Raw genomic sequence first — 14,977 nt, 5'->3', positions numbered from 1 at the left:
CGGCGAGCCCCACGAAGAGCCGTCATAATGCATTTTATAGATTTGATTCTGCGTAGCATATTTGAACAGCAGCTCGGCGGTGTCATTTGCCAGACCGGTGACGGAAGGTTCTTTTTGCAGCTCATAATAAGTCGTAGAGTACACGTTGGGCCAGGTGTACCAATCCGTGGCTTTGCGGTGGATGATCACATAGTAATTTCCGCTGGTGCCATTGCGGGCTTCCCACACCGCGTGCAACCGCCTGTGGTTGGAATTACCGCTTGATGCAAGCGAGGGCTTTTGATGGCTGTTGTAGGTGCCCGGCACGATTTGTGAGAGATCCTTCGTCGAGCCCCAGCCGGAGGAATCCGGGCCGTTGCGATAGTAGGTGTAATAGATGGTGGCCGGCGAGGATCTGGCATAAACCAACGGCGAGCGGGAATTGTTGCCCCAATAGGTATCGCACCAGGCCAGGCTGGGCGAATTGTCGTCGCTGCCGGTGGAAGGCACGGTGCCGCTGCTCCAACTGCTGCCGTCATTGGCTGAGATGCGCGATCCCAAATTGCTGCCCGTGCGATAGATCAACGTGAGCTTGTCCGTTGCCGGAGTGACAATGACCGGCAGCGGCGCATTGGCGCCGACGTTCGAAGCCGGCTCTGTTGAGTTTGCCCACGTGCTCCCGCCGTTCGTGCTTTTGCGAAAGTGAATGTCGTGCGAGCTGCCATCAAAGCGCTGCCAGGCGACGTAAACTCTTATAACCGAACCAACTTTACGGCTCGCGATACAGGAATAGCCGTTATTTCCAGTACCAGTGCTGATGCGTTTATAATTGCTCCATGTGTTGCCGCCATCGTCTGATTTCTGATAATAGACTTCGCCATTGGCTTCAAAAGCCAGATGATATGCTCCATCAGCGTCGCGCACCAGTTTGCGTGAATTGTTCTGGCCGGTGGCGTCTGCACTGTTGCTGGCCAAGTAACTTTTGTGGAACGTCGCCGTCATCGTTGTCGCTGATGTGGAAATATTGCTGATGGCAAAGCCTGTTGGATCGCCGCCCAAATCGCTCGGCGGACTTCCCGAACGAATATTACTATTTGGCGTCGACGCCATTGAGAAACGAGTGTTGTTGGTGCTTCCTGGAAAAGCATCACCAGGATCGCCGTAAGACCAAATCTGTGATGGGTTGCTGCTACCTCCGGTGTATGGCGCCGTGAAACCGTTGTCCGCCAGCCTTATCCGTTGTATACTACGATCATTGCTGGATATTGTGGAATAAGGTTTGGTATTGAAAACCAATAAACCACCCTTCACTGCATTCGGGTCCCACCAGGCTGGCAGGAATCGGTTAAATCCGGTAAATTGACGGTTTTCAATGACAAATTCTTCGCCGGATGCTGCATCGGTGAAGCGATAAAAATCTGCTGCCCCGGAAATCTGAGTATTGACATACTGAATGCTTTCCGCCATCTCATTTGAGGTAATGTCGGTTGCAGTCGACCAGGCCGTGCTAATTTTGCGGGCAGCGGAAATATGAGCCAGACACTCGCCTTTTCTATTGGGCCCTGCGTCGGCACGATGCATAACATCCCAATCGCCGGTGGCGAAGCCAGTACTCAATGAGTTTTGATCCTGCCAAATGCCGAGAAAAACAAAACCAAGAACATGGAACAATTCATGGGCGTGAACACCAATATGTCGAAACGTCGTGGTGCCGCCGCTGCTAGAGCCGTTCCACTGTTCAGAAGTAGAATAGGCACCCATAAAATTGCTGTAGTTGAAATTGGCTGAACCGGAAGGTAGCTCACCAGCAAGGATGCGAATGGAACTGGATCCGCCGAAGTTGCTGGATCCATGATAGGCCCGGCCTCGGCCAAGACTGGCAGTTTCATTTTGGGGCGCTACTACTGCGATGATATTGTAATTGCAATCCCAATTCATCACCGTGGCCGCATCATTAATAGCATCGACCATCATTTTCCGTTCGTTATTACTATAAGCGCTGGTGTTTCCCAGCTCCAGCCACGTGATTACACCATTGGCATCTGCCTCATTGATAACGGATCCAGTAATTTGTACGAGACTATGGGAATTCTCTTGATACCAGTCCTTCACGCTGCCATAGACACTTTCGTTTTCGGGATGATGCGTTGAGCTGAGATAGAAATCATCAGAGAACAGCATATTTTCGAAATCTGATTTCAAATAGCCGTTCGGGCGACTTCCTCCTGCATAGTTGGTGCGATCCGTGAACTTAACCAGTATAATGCCCAGCGAAATGGTTGCCGGCAACGACGGCCGATTATTGGGGCCAGCAATAGATGAGCCGGCTGTGGCGAAACAGTCTGGCGCGCCGGTGTAGTCTTGCGCTGATGATGGGCTAATGATTGTTGTTAATACAAAAGCCGCCATCACAGCAGTAATAAACTGTTTTAATTTGGCAGACATCGCATACCTCCATTTTTGTTAGTTCAACTCACTTGACTCTGAATAACAACATCTTTCGTGTCACAGTTCCCTGACTGGTTTCGAGACGGTAGAAGTATACTCCATTGGGGACGGATTGATCAAGTTGATTTCGCCCATCCCAGTGGAAATCATATACCCCTGCATTCATGCTGGCTTCATGCAACAAGCGGATTTCTTGCCCGGCAGTGTTGAATACCTGAATCTTCACCGGTGCATTTTTTGGCAGATTGATTCGGATGCGCGTTTCAATGCTGAAAGGATTAGGATAATTTTGCGACAAAGTATAACCGCTGATTGGCAAGCTGCTCGCGCGCGCAGCAACGGAAACCATTCCAAGTCGATACTGCCAAATGCCCTTTCCTGCTGTGCCAATGTAAATCCTGCCTTCTTTTTTCGGATCCGCCAGCACGCGCATGCCCTGCGGTGAAAGCGTGGAAATTTCTTGAATTTCCTGCCAGGTTTCACCATCATCGCGGCTTTCCCAAAACTTTGAGATATTATCAGCGTGCGAGGCGCCAACGGCAAAAAGGTAGCCTGGTATAAAATGGTCTGCACACAAACTGTAAAAATCCGTTTGCTCGTCGCTCAAACCGGTGAACTGCCAGTTCATCCCGCCATCTTCCGTGCGGAGCACGGCGCCGGTGACGGCAGCATATACACGTTGCGAATCATATGGATGAAAAGCGAAAGCGTAACAAGAGCTTTCCAAGCTCGTGCGTGGAAATGAACCCCAAAGCAGCGCCTCCCCGTTTTCATCGAGTTTACCAAAAAGCGCCAGGTAGCTGTGGCTGTCAAATCCTCCCACCCAGATTATTTTACCCGTTTCAGTTTGATGCGCTTGCAACACCGTGAATCCCGGGCCGATACCGCCGTTATAAATTTCCGTCCATACCGAGTTTGCTGTGCTGGCACGAAAAAGCAAGCTGGATAACCCGGCAGCAAAGGCCAAACCGGGCGGCTCATGTCCGCTTGAAGCAAAACTCGTCAGGGCACTAATGGCATCGATGATGCCGGAGTCCGCTGGAACCCAGGTTTGATCTGCGAGACGGTATATGGGGATGGAATCGGGGCTTGGATAATCGATGGAGACAGCAACTATCGGCGTTTGAAAAATTGCTGGACCGATACCCCGCACTTGAATATCGATGGCGGTTATATGTTTTCCTTCCAAGCCCAAATTCATCCAGATTGAGTCTGGTGTGGAAGTGTCCCGCCGAAATATTCCTTCCGGAGTTGTTGCATAAAGATAGGGACGTGCGGAAACGTGGGTGGAAGGAGCAGCGAGCCAATCGATGTTTTTTCCATCCAAACCAAATGACTGTAAACCGGCTTGAGGTTGAGATTGCAGCTCAACGGCCAGGATGAAAATTAGCAGCAACGGCGTGATACGGATTCTTGGTTTCATGGTTTTTCTGCCGATCATCTGATTAAAACGATTTTTTGAGCGGTTGATTGATGGCTAGTCCGGCCTCTGAGTAAATATATCCCGGAAGGCAGAAGTTTCCCTTTTATATCCCGGCCATCCCAGTTCATGCTCACAGCCTGACTTCTTTCGAAATTGATATTTTGGTCATACACAATTTTTCCAGTAAGATCAAAAACCTGGATTTTTATTGGTGATCCTTCAGAGCCAGTCAAACGGAATTGTATGGTTTCTGAAAATGGGTTCGGGAATACAGCAACCGATATGGGGAATTTTTCTTTTGCCGGTTCAGTTTTGTTGGCTACAACTGAGGTTATAATGATTTCACCCAATTTTCCGTTCCTACTAACTTGCTGCGCGAAGATTCCCCATCCACTGCCTGTGCCTATCTCATACCAGGCAACAATACAACCTCCATTACCATCCGAGCTCACGCGGTGATCCCATTCAACATCGGGGCGAGAACTAACGGGCTGATCTACGCTCAACAGGCTCCGTTCATAAAACAACTGTACGTATATGTTTCTAGTTTGCATACGCCAATCGTGCCAAACAACCATGACGTTTCCATTCGTTCCAAGGCAGGTTTGGCTAAGGGTGCGAAGGGCAGGGTAGTCGCGATAATCATTTACAACAGACTGCCCTCCATATCCCATCTTCAATTCTCCCTTAAAATCTAGCCGTTGTGCAAAAATGCTGGGATTGGCCTGGTGTAAACGTGAAAAAATGACTATGATATCGCCCTGATTGTTAACGATGACTTCCGGCGCTTGCGATCCAACGGCCGAGTCCGTAATCGCAATGCCCGCATCTGACCAGATGCTCTGCGCTGAAAAGTCATATCTAAATACTCGGGTTCGATAAAGCGCACCCCACGGAGGCAGATACTCAATTTGTTCTTGAGCGGTCCATAAAAATCCGCCATTATGATCACTGGTCATTACACCCCAAATCCCAATCGGCATTCTAATCGCCTCGGGCCATAAAAACTCCCCACTGCCGTTCAAATGATGAACATAGAGATCAATTTTCCTTTCGTACGCAACAAAGACGCCATCATTCATATCACTTGCGACCTGTGTCCAAATTTGATTGTTCTCATATACCGCGAACTTCCTTCCGTTCTCTCCCCAAAGGCACTGGCCATCTGCCGAAATTCGATTCCCGAACATTTCCTGAATACCATCACCATCACGATCTTCCGCCCAAAAGACGAAAGCTCCACCCTCACCATCGGCAAACAATGCAACCGGACGTTGGCTCACTCCGGTTTCAGAAAGTTCCACAGCAGCATTGCCCCACAACAAAGCGCCCGTCGTGTCCACCCGCTGCGCCAAACTGCGGGCCACCCATTGACCATTGATCATACGCGTGTCATAAAAAAGCACAATCGCCGTTCCCTCACTGCCATACGTGAGAAAAAACGGGGTTGATTGATCGAATTCACCGGTTGCCAAAGAAATTCCCTCTTCCGGCAGGGATTTGTAGCCATAGCGATTCAAATGCTGCATGCGCAATAATCTTCGATTGCCCGCGGCACCCGTTTCCCAAACGATGAAACAACCGCCATCGCCATCAATGGAGATCTCCGGGTTGATTCCACCAAAAGCAACTTTGAGATTTTGCGCCGGATCGGTTGACCATTGCGCCGGTGCTTCTGAAGAGCAAATGAGCATACCGAGCATAAACAGCAGGAAGAACCGGTTGCAATTGCGAAAAGGTTTCATTGCTCAAGCTCCCGAGCCGATACCAAAACAAAAAGCCCGAGCACACGGTTCAGGGTGTACTCGGGCCTTGAATTTTTTCTCAAAGAAATTGCTAAAGCGAACAGCTAAAACACGCCGCAACATATTCCACCCCCTTCAGGTGAAAAAACATCCTTGTTCTGACAGCGCGGTGGGAGAGTAATACCCCGAAGCTAAAATGTCAAGCCGAATTTTGCAGTCTAAAGCCTACTCCGGTATCAGCCTGACAAGAGGCTTATCGCAACAAAATCATACGACGCATGTCCACCACCCTCCCGCCGATTTGCAAACGATAAAAATAAATCCCGCTTGCCTGCCTTTCTCCGAAATTGTTTTTACCCTCCCAAAGCGCCGCATGTCTGCCCGCGGATTGCATGCCATCAAACAGCGTCTGCACAAGCTGGCCTTGAATGTTGTAAATTGCTAGGCTCATCTGTGACGCTTGCGCTATTTCATACTCAATAGCCGTGGTGGGACTTCGACGCGAGCGCTCAGTCGAACGATTGAACGGGTTGGGATAATTTTGATGCAATCCAAAGCGCTGCGGCGGATTTTCCGTTGGCTCGTTCACGCCGACGGCGCTGCCTGGGAAGAACATTTCGAGGGCATTGTCGATATGCGCGCGCCAGTTGCCCCAACTGTGGCCTTCGTGAAATTCGAGATACTGATACACATACCCCTTTGCTTGCAGAATGGGAAGAAAATTATTCATGCGCGTGAGGAGCACGGCAATGTCATACGTGCCCATGTCGAGATAGAATTTCAAATTCAACTTGGGGCTGTTTTGAAATCCGGTGGAAATGTTGTTTTCCACATTGCTCGAGAGCGCGGCAATATTGCCGAATATTTCGGGATGCGCATAACCCAGCCACAAAGAGATATTGCCGCCGTCGGAGGAGCCCAGCACTGCACGGCTCGCGGGATCCGTGCGCGTGCGGTAGCGCTGATCCACCCAGGGCATTACTTCCGTAGCAATAAAAGCCGTGAAGGCATGTTGCAGATTGGTGGCGTATTCTTCGCGGCGATTCACAGGCGGCACGAACACGGCAATGATCGGCGCAATACGGTTTTGCGAAATGAGATAATCGATGACATTGTTCGCCTGCGCGAGCGAAATGAACTCAAGCCCATCGTGGAAAAGTACCACGGGATAACGTTCACTCGAAGCGGCATAATCCGGCGGCGTGTACACGCGAATCGTGCGCGAGTTGTTAAGGTTGATGCTGAAGAATGAGGTGTCGCGCAAACTGCCGTGCGGGATGCCGGCATAGAATTGAATCTCCGGCGGCGGTACATATTCCGGCATGCGCAGCTCCGAGTTGGGGCCAAACCCGCCGGAGACCTGGTGCGGATTGCGCGGGTCGAGAATCCAATTGCTGCCATTCACCACGAATTTGTAGTCCAGGCGCGCGTCGGATTCGAACGTGCGGCTGTGATACCACAAACTCGTAGTCGAGAGCCTGGTCATGGCAAAAGCACTCGCATCCCAGCCGTTGGCATCGCCCGGCACATTTACGCGCGTTGCCGTGCCGCGATAGATAAAATGCGCCATATCATTTTCGCGTAACGGCAACACCGGGTTGGCGGCCATGAAGCTGTCAACGAGGGCATCGCGTTGTGCTTGAGGGGCATTTGTGACACGGCTGATGAAGTTCTGAAATGTCTGGGAATTTGCGGAGCTTGACAGCAGAAAACTGAAGATCACATAAGAGATTTTTTTCATTTGAATCCTTTGTCTATAGGTTCATCTCTCTGCTTGGAATTTGCACACATGCCGGAAAATCGGCAATCATTGCTTTCTGTGGGGCTGCACCACCAGCTTGAATCCCTTGCCGTGCACATTCATGATTTCGATGCCTTTGTCTTCGCCGAGATATTTTCGCAGTTTTGAAATAAAAACATCCATGCTGCGGCCGTTGAAGTAGCTGTTGTCGCCCCAGATCAAGCGCAAGGCCACTTCCCGCTCCAACACGTGATTCACGTGCAAGCAGAGCAGGCGCAGCAGCTCCGCCTCTTTTTGTGTGAGTTTTTGCTGTTGTCCGCCGAGCTGCAGCGTGTGCCGCACGCTGTCGAACACGTAACGTCCCAGAAGAAATTGCCCGGTTTCAGCGGGCGAAGCGGCGTCAGGCGCGACGCGTTTGAGCACCGCCTGAATGCGCAACACCAGCTCCTCCAGGCTGAACGGCTTGGTGATGTAATCGTCGCAGCCGATCTTGAATCCCGCGATTTTATCTTCTTTCAAAGATTTCGCCGTGAGAAAAATGATCGGAGTATTTTGATCGCGTTCACGCAATTCTGCCGCGAACATGAAGCCGTCTTTTTGCGGCATCATGATATCCACCAGGCAGAGATCGAATTTCTCCGCCTGATAGGCGGCGCCGCCTTCGACGCCGTTGACGCAGCGGCGCACGGCAAAGCCCTGCAATTCGAGATTTTCTTGCAGAAGAAATCCGAGATTGGGATCGTCTTCCAACAGGAGTATTCTTTTAGGATCCATAATTCTTCCCTTTGCCGGCCCCGTCATACTACGGCCAAGCCGTAGCGCGCATCCCGCGTTAAAACCACAAAAGCCGCGGTCAAACCGCGGCTGAACCTTTTTGCGGTTGCGTGAACGGTAGAAAAATTTTCACGGCCGTGCCCTTTTGGTATTCACTCTCCAGCGCCACGCGACCGCCGTGCGCTTCCACCATCAGCTTAACATAACTCAAGCCCAAACCGAATCCCTTGACGTCGTGCACGTTGCCGGTGTGTACGCGATAATATTTTTCAAAAACCATTTTTTGATCTTCAGGTTTGATGCCACGGCCTTGATCCGCGATCACAAGGTTGATGCCGCCGTCGTGATTTTCCGTTGAGATAACGATCTGCGGCGCGTGCGGCGAATATTTGTTGGCGTTCTCCAGCAAATTATGAACGATGTTCGCCAGATGCACGGCATCGGCTTCGATCACATCACGCCCGGCCTCCAGCTTGCACGTAATCCGGCCTTTACGATTCTCAATTTGCAAGGCAATGTTTTCCACCGCTTGCGAGATGATGTTGTGAACCGCCACCGGCGCCAGGCTCAACTCATAGTCGCCTTCCTCCAGAATTGCCATTTGCAATATTTTGTCGACTTGATGGCGCATGCGCAGATTTTCATCATGAATGATGCGGCTGTAGCGCAGCAGCCGCTCAGGCTGTTGCCCCACTTCCGGTTTCTGCAATGCCTCGCTGGCAAGCGCAATGGTCGAAATCGGCGTTTTGAACTCGTGCGTCATATTGTTGATGAAATCCGTGATCTGCGTTGTGAAGCGCTTCTGCTTGAAAATCGTGCGGATGGTGAAAACGAAGCAGAACACAATGATCGCCATTAAAATCACGGTGGCTGCCAGGGGCGCACTGACTTGTTTCAATAAATAAAGACGCTGCGACGGGAAAAACAGTACCAGATCGCTGCGCGGCGCAAACAGATCGTGCGGAAACAAACGGCTCTTGAAGGGCGAAGCCCGCAAGTTTTGCTGATAATGCGCCGGCGTCGCCAGGCTAATGCTGTCAGGGGCTGCGATCACGCCATACGCATATTCGAGCGCAATGCCGTTTTCATTGAGTTGATAGGCGATGATCGAATCCAACTTTGCGGGTGCCAGGCGTTTTGCGATGGGATCGTGTTGCGCCGGCGCCAATCTGTTGAGTACGCGCCAGACGATCTCTTCTCTTTTTTCAAAGGCGAGCGTGCCCGGCAACGCGCCGCCGGCTGTGCCATCCTTGAAGCGCAAGACAGTGGAAGAACTGTCTGCCGTGAATTTGTAAAAATATTCGCCGGTGTTGTAGCGCGAGGAATCGACAAAAACATGGTACGTTCCTGCAGGTTGAAGCGCATCGACCAGCACGGTGTCCTCCCGGCCCAGCGCGTCGAAGATGCGCAAGCTGACCTGCTGCCGCGAAGGCAGGGTATAGGTGATTTTGCTTCCTTCGACCTTGAGCGGTTGGCGCGGGAAAAGTATATCCTCGTTGCTTGGCAGGCTATCGACCTCGATCAAGGTGTCTGCAATCGCCATGGCCTGGATTTTCAGCATGCCTTTGTGCGCCGGGCGCTCCGCATCCAGCGCAATGCTGAATACTTTCCCAACCGTCTCACGTGTTTCGAGCTTGTCGACAATTTTGTTCAAAGCATCCTGCACATTCTCACGGAAGGCTTGTTCTTTCAACTGCACGGCGTTGCGCAGCAATTGAAACTGCACGAGAACAAGGCCCAGCAATGCCAGGGTCGTGAGCAGCGCGATCGCGCCGATGGTTTTTTGTTTTAATCGCATGCGAATACTTGATCAGGCACGGCTTGGCCGTGACTTTGCTTGTGTATAGAACGGATCATGCTGCGACTTGGCCGCAGCAAATCGTCCATGGAAAATCTTGCCACTAATGTATATCATCTCGCCGCAAAAATCTTCCGATTTAACACTTCTTAACACTTTCTAACACTCTTTAACTATGGCCGGGCAAAACAATTGGCTATTTTGTGCCGTCAAAGAGTGCAATGCATGAGAAGTTTCGAATCAGCATGAAACAATATCGCGAACATTTCTGGTGCAAATATAACCATGAAAATTCATCAACAAAAGGAGAAATCCATGCGACTTATCTTCACCAAAAAACTGGCGGCAATGATCCTGATCTTGACTATTGTTTCCGCGGCCGCGCAAGAAAGAACCGTTGTGCGCGATTCGACCGGCGGACGCTCATTCACCTTCACAAGCATGGCCGCCGGGCCGGGAGGCGTCTTCAATCTGCCGGAGTTGGGCGCGGTGATCATCGGCGGGGAAAAAGAGATCAAAGTCGAAGCGGTATTGCCTGCCGAGCATCGCCCCAAGGCTTACAAAGACATCGATCTGCAAAGCGGGGATTTGATTTTGATGATGAACGCCAAGCGCGTGAAATCCGCCAAAGAGATCGAAGAAATTTATAACGGCCTCAAAGCGGGTGAAGAAGTGAAACTCGGCATCAAGCGCAAGGAAGAACGCTTCATTGCCTCCTTTGCCAAAGCTGATCCCAAAGATTTGCCCCAACGTATGATGATGGTGATGGACAGCGACAATGCGGGCGGCCAGGCCGGTCCCACGCGCCGCATCATGATGGGCGGCCGGGAGTTTACCGGAGATGTCGCGCCGCTGCCCGGCCTGGGCATTATCGCCGGCAGCAAAGCGGGCGGCGAGGTGCGCGTGCTTGACCTGATGCCGAATGCCAGCCAGGTGATCGGCAGCGCTGGCATTAAAAAAGACGACGTGATTCTGGCATTGAATGGCGAAAAAATCAAATCCGCCGTGCAGCTTGGCGAATTGTATGAAAAAATCGCCGTCGGCGCGAAGCTCAAGCTGCACTATCGCCGCGGCGATAAAGCCATGACGGCCTCGCTGGTCAAGCCGGATGCCCCCGCCGGCGCGACGATTCGACGAGAAGTGCGGCAGTAGCGCGGCGTCCGCAAAACTTTTTCAAACTGAGATCATGACATGAAATTGCGCACAACGTTTCTTTCTGCAAAAGCTGTAGGAACTCTCACGCCAACGCGCCGGGACACAAAGCCCACGCCGGGCTTATCCTTGCGATTCTCTACGGCGTTGCGACTCTGCGCGCGGTTCTTTTTGTCAAATTCGTCTGCCGTGACATACTGGGCGATTTTGTTTGCGTTCAACGTTGCGACCGTAGCGCAAACCGACACGCCGCAGAATAAGCTTCCGGAGAGCGCGGCAGGCCGTCGCGTTGCCGCATATATTGAGTCTTTCAATTCCGGCGACGAAGCTGCCGTACGCGAATTTCAAAGCAAGAATTTTGCTTCAACGATATTGCAACGCCGTTCGGAAGCTGAACGTTTGCAAATGTATCGCCAGATTCACGGCAATCTCGGCCGGTTGACGCTGCGCCGCGTGTTGCAGGCCAAGAATGATGCAATCTCCATTCTGGTCGCTGCGGCTAACGGTGAATGGTTGCGCTGTGATTTTAATTTTGAGGCAGCAGCCCCGCACAAAATCACGAGCCTCAGCATCGATCAGACGGAGGCCGGTGATGAGTCTGTTTCAGATTCCCCGGCGCCGAACTCAGAACTCGAGCTGGTGAATGATGTAAGCGCGTATTTGGATGAACTTGTGCAAGCCGATGAGTTCTCCGGCGTAGTGTTATTGGCCAAGAATGGCAAGCCGGTTTTTCAAAGAGCCTACGGCTTCGCGAGTCAAGCTTATCAGGCTTTCAATCGTGTCGATACCAAATTCAATCTTGGGTCGATCAACAAGATCTTCACCAAGATCGCGATTTGCCAGCTTGCAGAACAAGGCAGGCTGGCGTTCGATGATCCCATCGGTAAACACCTGCCGGATTATCCTAATCAGCAAGCCGCCGAGAAAGTGACGATCTTGCATCTTCTCAACATGTCATCCGGCATCGGCGATATTTTCAATGACAAATATGCCAATTTGCCCAAAGACCGGCTGCGCACGCTAAAAGATTATCTGCCTTTATTCGCCGGCGATCCGCTTGCTTTTGAGCCGGGAACGCGGCGGCAATATTCGAACGGCGGTTATATCGTGCTGGGCGCGATCATTGAAGCCGTTTCCGGTGAAGATTATTTCGATTATGTCCGCGCGCATATTTTCAAACCCGCAGGCATGGAGAATACCGGCTCCTTTGAAGCCGATGCGATAGTGCCGAATCTTGCGACCGGCTATACCTTGCGCGCGGGCGGCAGCGGAGAGCGGCGTAGCAATGTCTACACGAAACCGGCGCGTGGCAGCTCCGCGGGCGGCGGTTACTCAACTGCGGAAGACTTGCTCAAGTTCACGCTTGCGTTGCAGAATTTGAAGCTGTTGAGCAGCGAGTATACAAAATGGCTTCTCTCGGGAATGGATTCTGCGCCACTAGCGCACGCCCAAAAAGCAACTGTACCAATTACCGAAGGCAATTTAGGCATCGCCGGCGGCGCGCCGGGAATCAATGCCATTTTGGATATGGACGTTGACAGCGGTTACACGTTAATCGTATTGTCAAATTATGATCCGCCCAGCGCGGAAAAAGTCGGCCGGCAAATTCGCGGCCGGCTGCCACGTTTGGAAAATTGAAGCGCCATGAAATCTCATTTGTCAGCAGCAGCAAAAATATCTCGTTTCAGCGTGAAGCGAACTCTCGTGCGAGCGGCCCGTGTGCTGTTTTATGCCGTCTTTGTGTACACGATTACGGCGGGCGCACAAACCAACCCGTTCAATCAGCGCGACGATCAATATCGCCTGCTCGGCCTCAAGCGCGCGAAGGAAGCGTTTGAATATGCCCGCGCCGAGTTCGAGCAGAAGCAGCAGCTTTTCGAGAAGAACCTGATTTCGAAATTGGAACTCGACCGCGCACGCAATCTGCTGGCCGACGCCGAGGTGAATTATCAGCAATCGCTGCTCGCCGTTCTTTTTGAAAAGCAATACGTCGCCGTCGCCAAGGCGGTAAAGTATCAAAACAAAGAAGGCCGCAAGCATGTGAAGCTGACGCTGGAGAACGCCTCCGGCGGCGGCGCGGAATACCGCAAGCTGCTCAATATCGATGATGAATTGTTCCGCTCGCTGCAGCCGGATGTGATCAACGATGTGTACGTCTCGTTGTTGAATGAAAGCAATGCCATCATCAGCCAGCCGTATGAAGCCAAGATCGAGCAGTTGCAATTCGGCCGGCCGGTGACGCTCGATTTCATGCTGCTGCAGGATCTCGATGCGGTGACGGTGAACGTGACCTACGGCAGCGGCACGCAGCGCAGCCCGAAGATTTTTCTGCAAAAAGATGCCACCGTCAACAAAGTCGTGCTGCAATCCGAGCAATTCTCGCAGGAGGCGGAGCTGGGCGGCAAGGCGACCTTCGATTTCACGCTGGAATTGTTCAGCGGCGAGAACAACACCTTCAAGCTCGAGGTGGTCAATCTGCCGGCGGCGATCAACCGTTATTTCATCGATGCGGGCAATCAAGCGCGCTTGAGTCAGTTCAAATTTACCGAGAACACCACCACCCGGCGCGCGGCGCTACAGGTCTTCTTGCCGGATCGCCTCAGCGAAGGATTGCTCATCGACAAGTCCATTCCGTTCTACGTGCTGGTGATTCCGCGCGAGCAGGCCGAGGCATTGGGCGATCTCAATGCGAAGCAATGGTCGCATGATGAAATCGAGGCGCTCAATGCGGGCTACGTGCGGCTGGAGTTGGTGCCGCGCGGGGTCGGCAAATTGCTGGTGCGCGCACCGCAGCTTTTTTATTCGATCAAAGCCGGCGAAGCCGTCGCAATGAATCTCGAGGTCGTCAACGAAGGCACGCGCCGGCTCGACAACGTGAAGGTCGAGGCTGACGTGCCGTTGAATTGGAGCAAGCAAATCGAACCGTTGGTGATTGCCGCGCTCAACACTGATGAAGAAAAGCGCGTGCAATTGCAGTTTGTCCCCCCTCAGGACATTTCACCGGGGCGTTATGAAATGCGCTTGCGCACCACGTCACTCGCCGACAATCAGCCGGTGAACGGCGAGGACAAAACCGTGACGGTAGAGATTCAATCTGAGACGAATGTTTTGGGAATGGCGCTGGTGGTGATGTTGATACTCGGCCTGGTGGTGGGAATCGTGGTGTTTGGGATTCGGTTGTCGCGACGGTGAGAGGCTTGCATGACTGGGCAGTCATTCGTCAAGCAACACTTTCATGTGTTTGTTCCAGTAGCATCTCCTACATTGGGGAATTTGAGCTTTTACCAGATACGCTCTACGGGATAAAGATCAAGTATCTCATCTTTTCCGATGATCGGAATATTTTCAACCAGAGCTTGCGAGATGATCAGGCGGTCAAACGGATCTTTGTGATGATGCGGCAGACTTGCTAATGGCACGATGTGTTCAGTTTCAATGCGCAAGAATATGATACCATTTCCTGTAATATGCTTCTTCATAAAAAGGGCAGAGGCTCTTCGAGCGCCAGTTTGCCCAGGCTAACTTTAATGGCGATTTCCCAAAGGCTAGCTAGGCTAAAATATATTTCGTTAGCATCATCAAGAAAGATGAATTCAGCCTTCTGGCTCAAGCGGGGATCATCTTCAGCGATCCACAAAAGTGTGTGCGTGTCGAGCAGGTATCTCATCACATGTAGTCTTTGAAATCTTCCAAGGGCTCATCAAAGTCCGGCGCCATTTTTATCTTGCCCTTGGCCGTGCCTAGTTTGCGCTTTGGCTTGAGGGTATAAAACGGCACCAGTTTGGCGACTGGCTTGTCATCTTTGGCGATCACGACCTCCTCTCCCTCCATGACTTTTTGAATCAAAGAAGAGAGGTTGGTTGTTGCATCAGACATGTTTACTTGCAGCATAAGAATCTCCTTGTTATCAAGGCTAA

12 protein-coding genes are annotated in these 14,977 nt (G+C 51.7%); 3 read left to right on the top strand and 9 right to left on the bottom strand.

Annotated elements, in window-relative coordinates; genetic code table 11:
- The 6 genes from FBQ85_04585 to FBQ85_04560 form a co-directional block, all read right to left on the bottom strand.
- On the bottom strand, positions 1-2,424 hold a 2,424-nt coding region (locus tag FBQ85_04585), incomplete at its 3' end, for a hypothetical protein (protein MDL1874434.1).
- A 28-nt stretch (positions 2,425-2,452) separates the two neighbouring features.
- The gene (locus FBQ85_04580; GenBank protein MDL1874433.1) at positions 2,453-3,868 is read right to left on the bottom strand and encodes a T9SS type A sorting domain-containing protein; all 1,416 of its coding nucleotides are present in this window, start codon (positions 3,866-3,868) and stop codon (positions 2,453-2,455) included.
- Complete coding sequence (locus FBQ85_04575; protein MDL1874432.1) at positions 3,865-5,595, bottom strand: T9SS type A sorting domain-containing protein; 1,731 nt, start codon at positions 5,593-5,595, stop codon at positions 3,865-3,867. The genes FBQ85_04580 and FBQ85_04575 overlap by 4 nt, the downstream gene beginning before the upstream one ends.
- Positions 5,596-5,848: 253 nt before the next feature.
- A complete protein-coding gene (locus FBQ85_04570; protein ID MDL1874431.1) occupies positions 5,849-7,336 on the bottom strand; it encodes a T9SS type A sorting domain-containing protein in 1,488 nt (495 codons plus the stop codon).
- A gap of 66 nt (positions 7,337-7,402) precedes the next feature.
- A complete protein-coding gene (locus FBQ85_04565; GenBank protein MDL1874430.1) occupies positions 7,403-8,110 on the bottom strand; it encodes a response regulator transcription factor in 708 nt (235 codons plus the stop codon).
- Between the two features lie 79 nt (positions 8,111-8,189).
- On the bottom strand, positions 8,190-9,908 hold the full coding sequence (locus tag FBQ85_04560) for a HAMP domain-containing histidine kinase (protein MDL1874429.1): 1,719 nt from the start codon (positions 9,906-9,908) through the stop codon (positions 8,190-8,192).
- 285 nt (positions 9,909-10,193) lie between these two features.
- On the opposite strand from FBQ85_04560, the gene FBQ85_04555 reads away from it, so the two are divergent.
- Genes FBQ85_04555 through FBQ85_04545 form a run of 3 tightly spaced genes read left to right on the top strand, consistent with a single transcriptional unit; the run spans position 10,194 to position 14,252 of the window.
- A complete protein-coding gene (locus FBQ85_04555) occupies positions 10,194-11,060 on the top strand; it encodes a PDZ domain-containing protein (GenBank protein ID MDL1874428.1) in 867 nt (288 codons plus the stop codon).
- 39 nt (positions 11,061-11,099) lie between these two features.
- The gene (locus FBQ85_04550) at positions 11,100-12,698 is read left to right on the top strand and encodes a beta-lactamase family protein (GenBank protein MDL1874427.1); all 1,599 of its coding nucleotides are present in this window, start codon (positions 11,100-11,102) and stop codon (positions 12,696-12,698) included.
- A 6-nt stretch (positions 12,699-12,704) separates the two neighbouring features.
- A complete protein-coding gene (locus FBQ85_04545) occupies positions 12,705-14,252 on the top strand; it encodes a hypothetical protein (protein ID MDL1874426.1) in 1,548 nt (515 codons plus the stop codon).
- An 89-nt stretch (positions 14,253-14,341) separates the two neighbouring features.
- On the opposite strand, the gene FBQ85_04540 is transcribed toward FBQ85_04545, so the two are convergent.
- Genes FBQ85_04540 through FBQ85_04530 form a run of 3 tightly spaced genes read right to left on the bottom strand, consistent with a single transcriptional unit; the run spans position 14,342 to position 14,951 of the window.
- Positions 14,342-14,527 (bottom strand): type II toxin-antitoxin system VapC family toxin, encoded by a 186-nt coding sequence (locus FBQ85_04540; GenBank protein ID MDL1874425.1) that lies wholly within the window; start codon positions 14,525-14,527, stop codon positions 14,342-14,344.
- Between the two features lie 8 nt (positions 14,528-14,535).
- Positions 14,536-14,727 carry a type II toxin-antitoxin system VapC family toxin gene (locus tag FBQ85_04535; GenBank protein MDL1874424.1) on the bottom strand — a complete coding sequence of 64 codons (192 nt, stop codon included), beginning with the start codon at positions 14,725-14,727 and terminating at the stop codon, positions 14,536-14,538.
- Positions 14,727-14,951, bottom strand: coding sequence for a type II toxin-antitoxin system Phd/YefM family antitoxin (locus FBQ85_04530; protein MDL1874423.1), 225 nt, complete (start codon positions 14,949-14,951; stop codon positions 14,727-14,729). The genes FBQ85_04535 and FBQ85_04530 overlap by 1 nt, the downstream gene beginning before the upstream one ends.
- Between the last annotated feature and the right edge of the window lie 26 nt (positions 14,952-14,977).

It is taken from the genome of Cytophagia bacterium CHB2 (genome assembly GCA_030263535.1).
Classification (GTDB): domain Bacteria; phylum Zhuqueibacterota; class Zhuqueibacteria; order Zhuqueibacterales; family Zhuqueibacteraceae; genus Coneutiohabitans.
The sequence above is the reverse complement of the archived record's forward strand: the minus strand, read 5'-3'. Positions and strand labels throughout refer to the sequence as shown.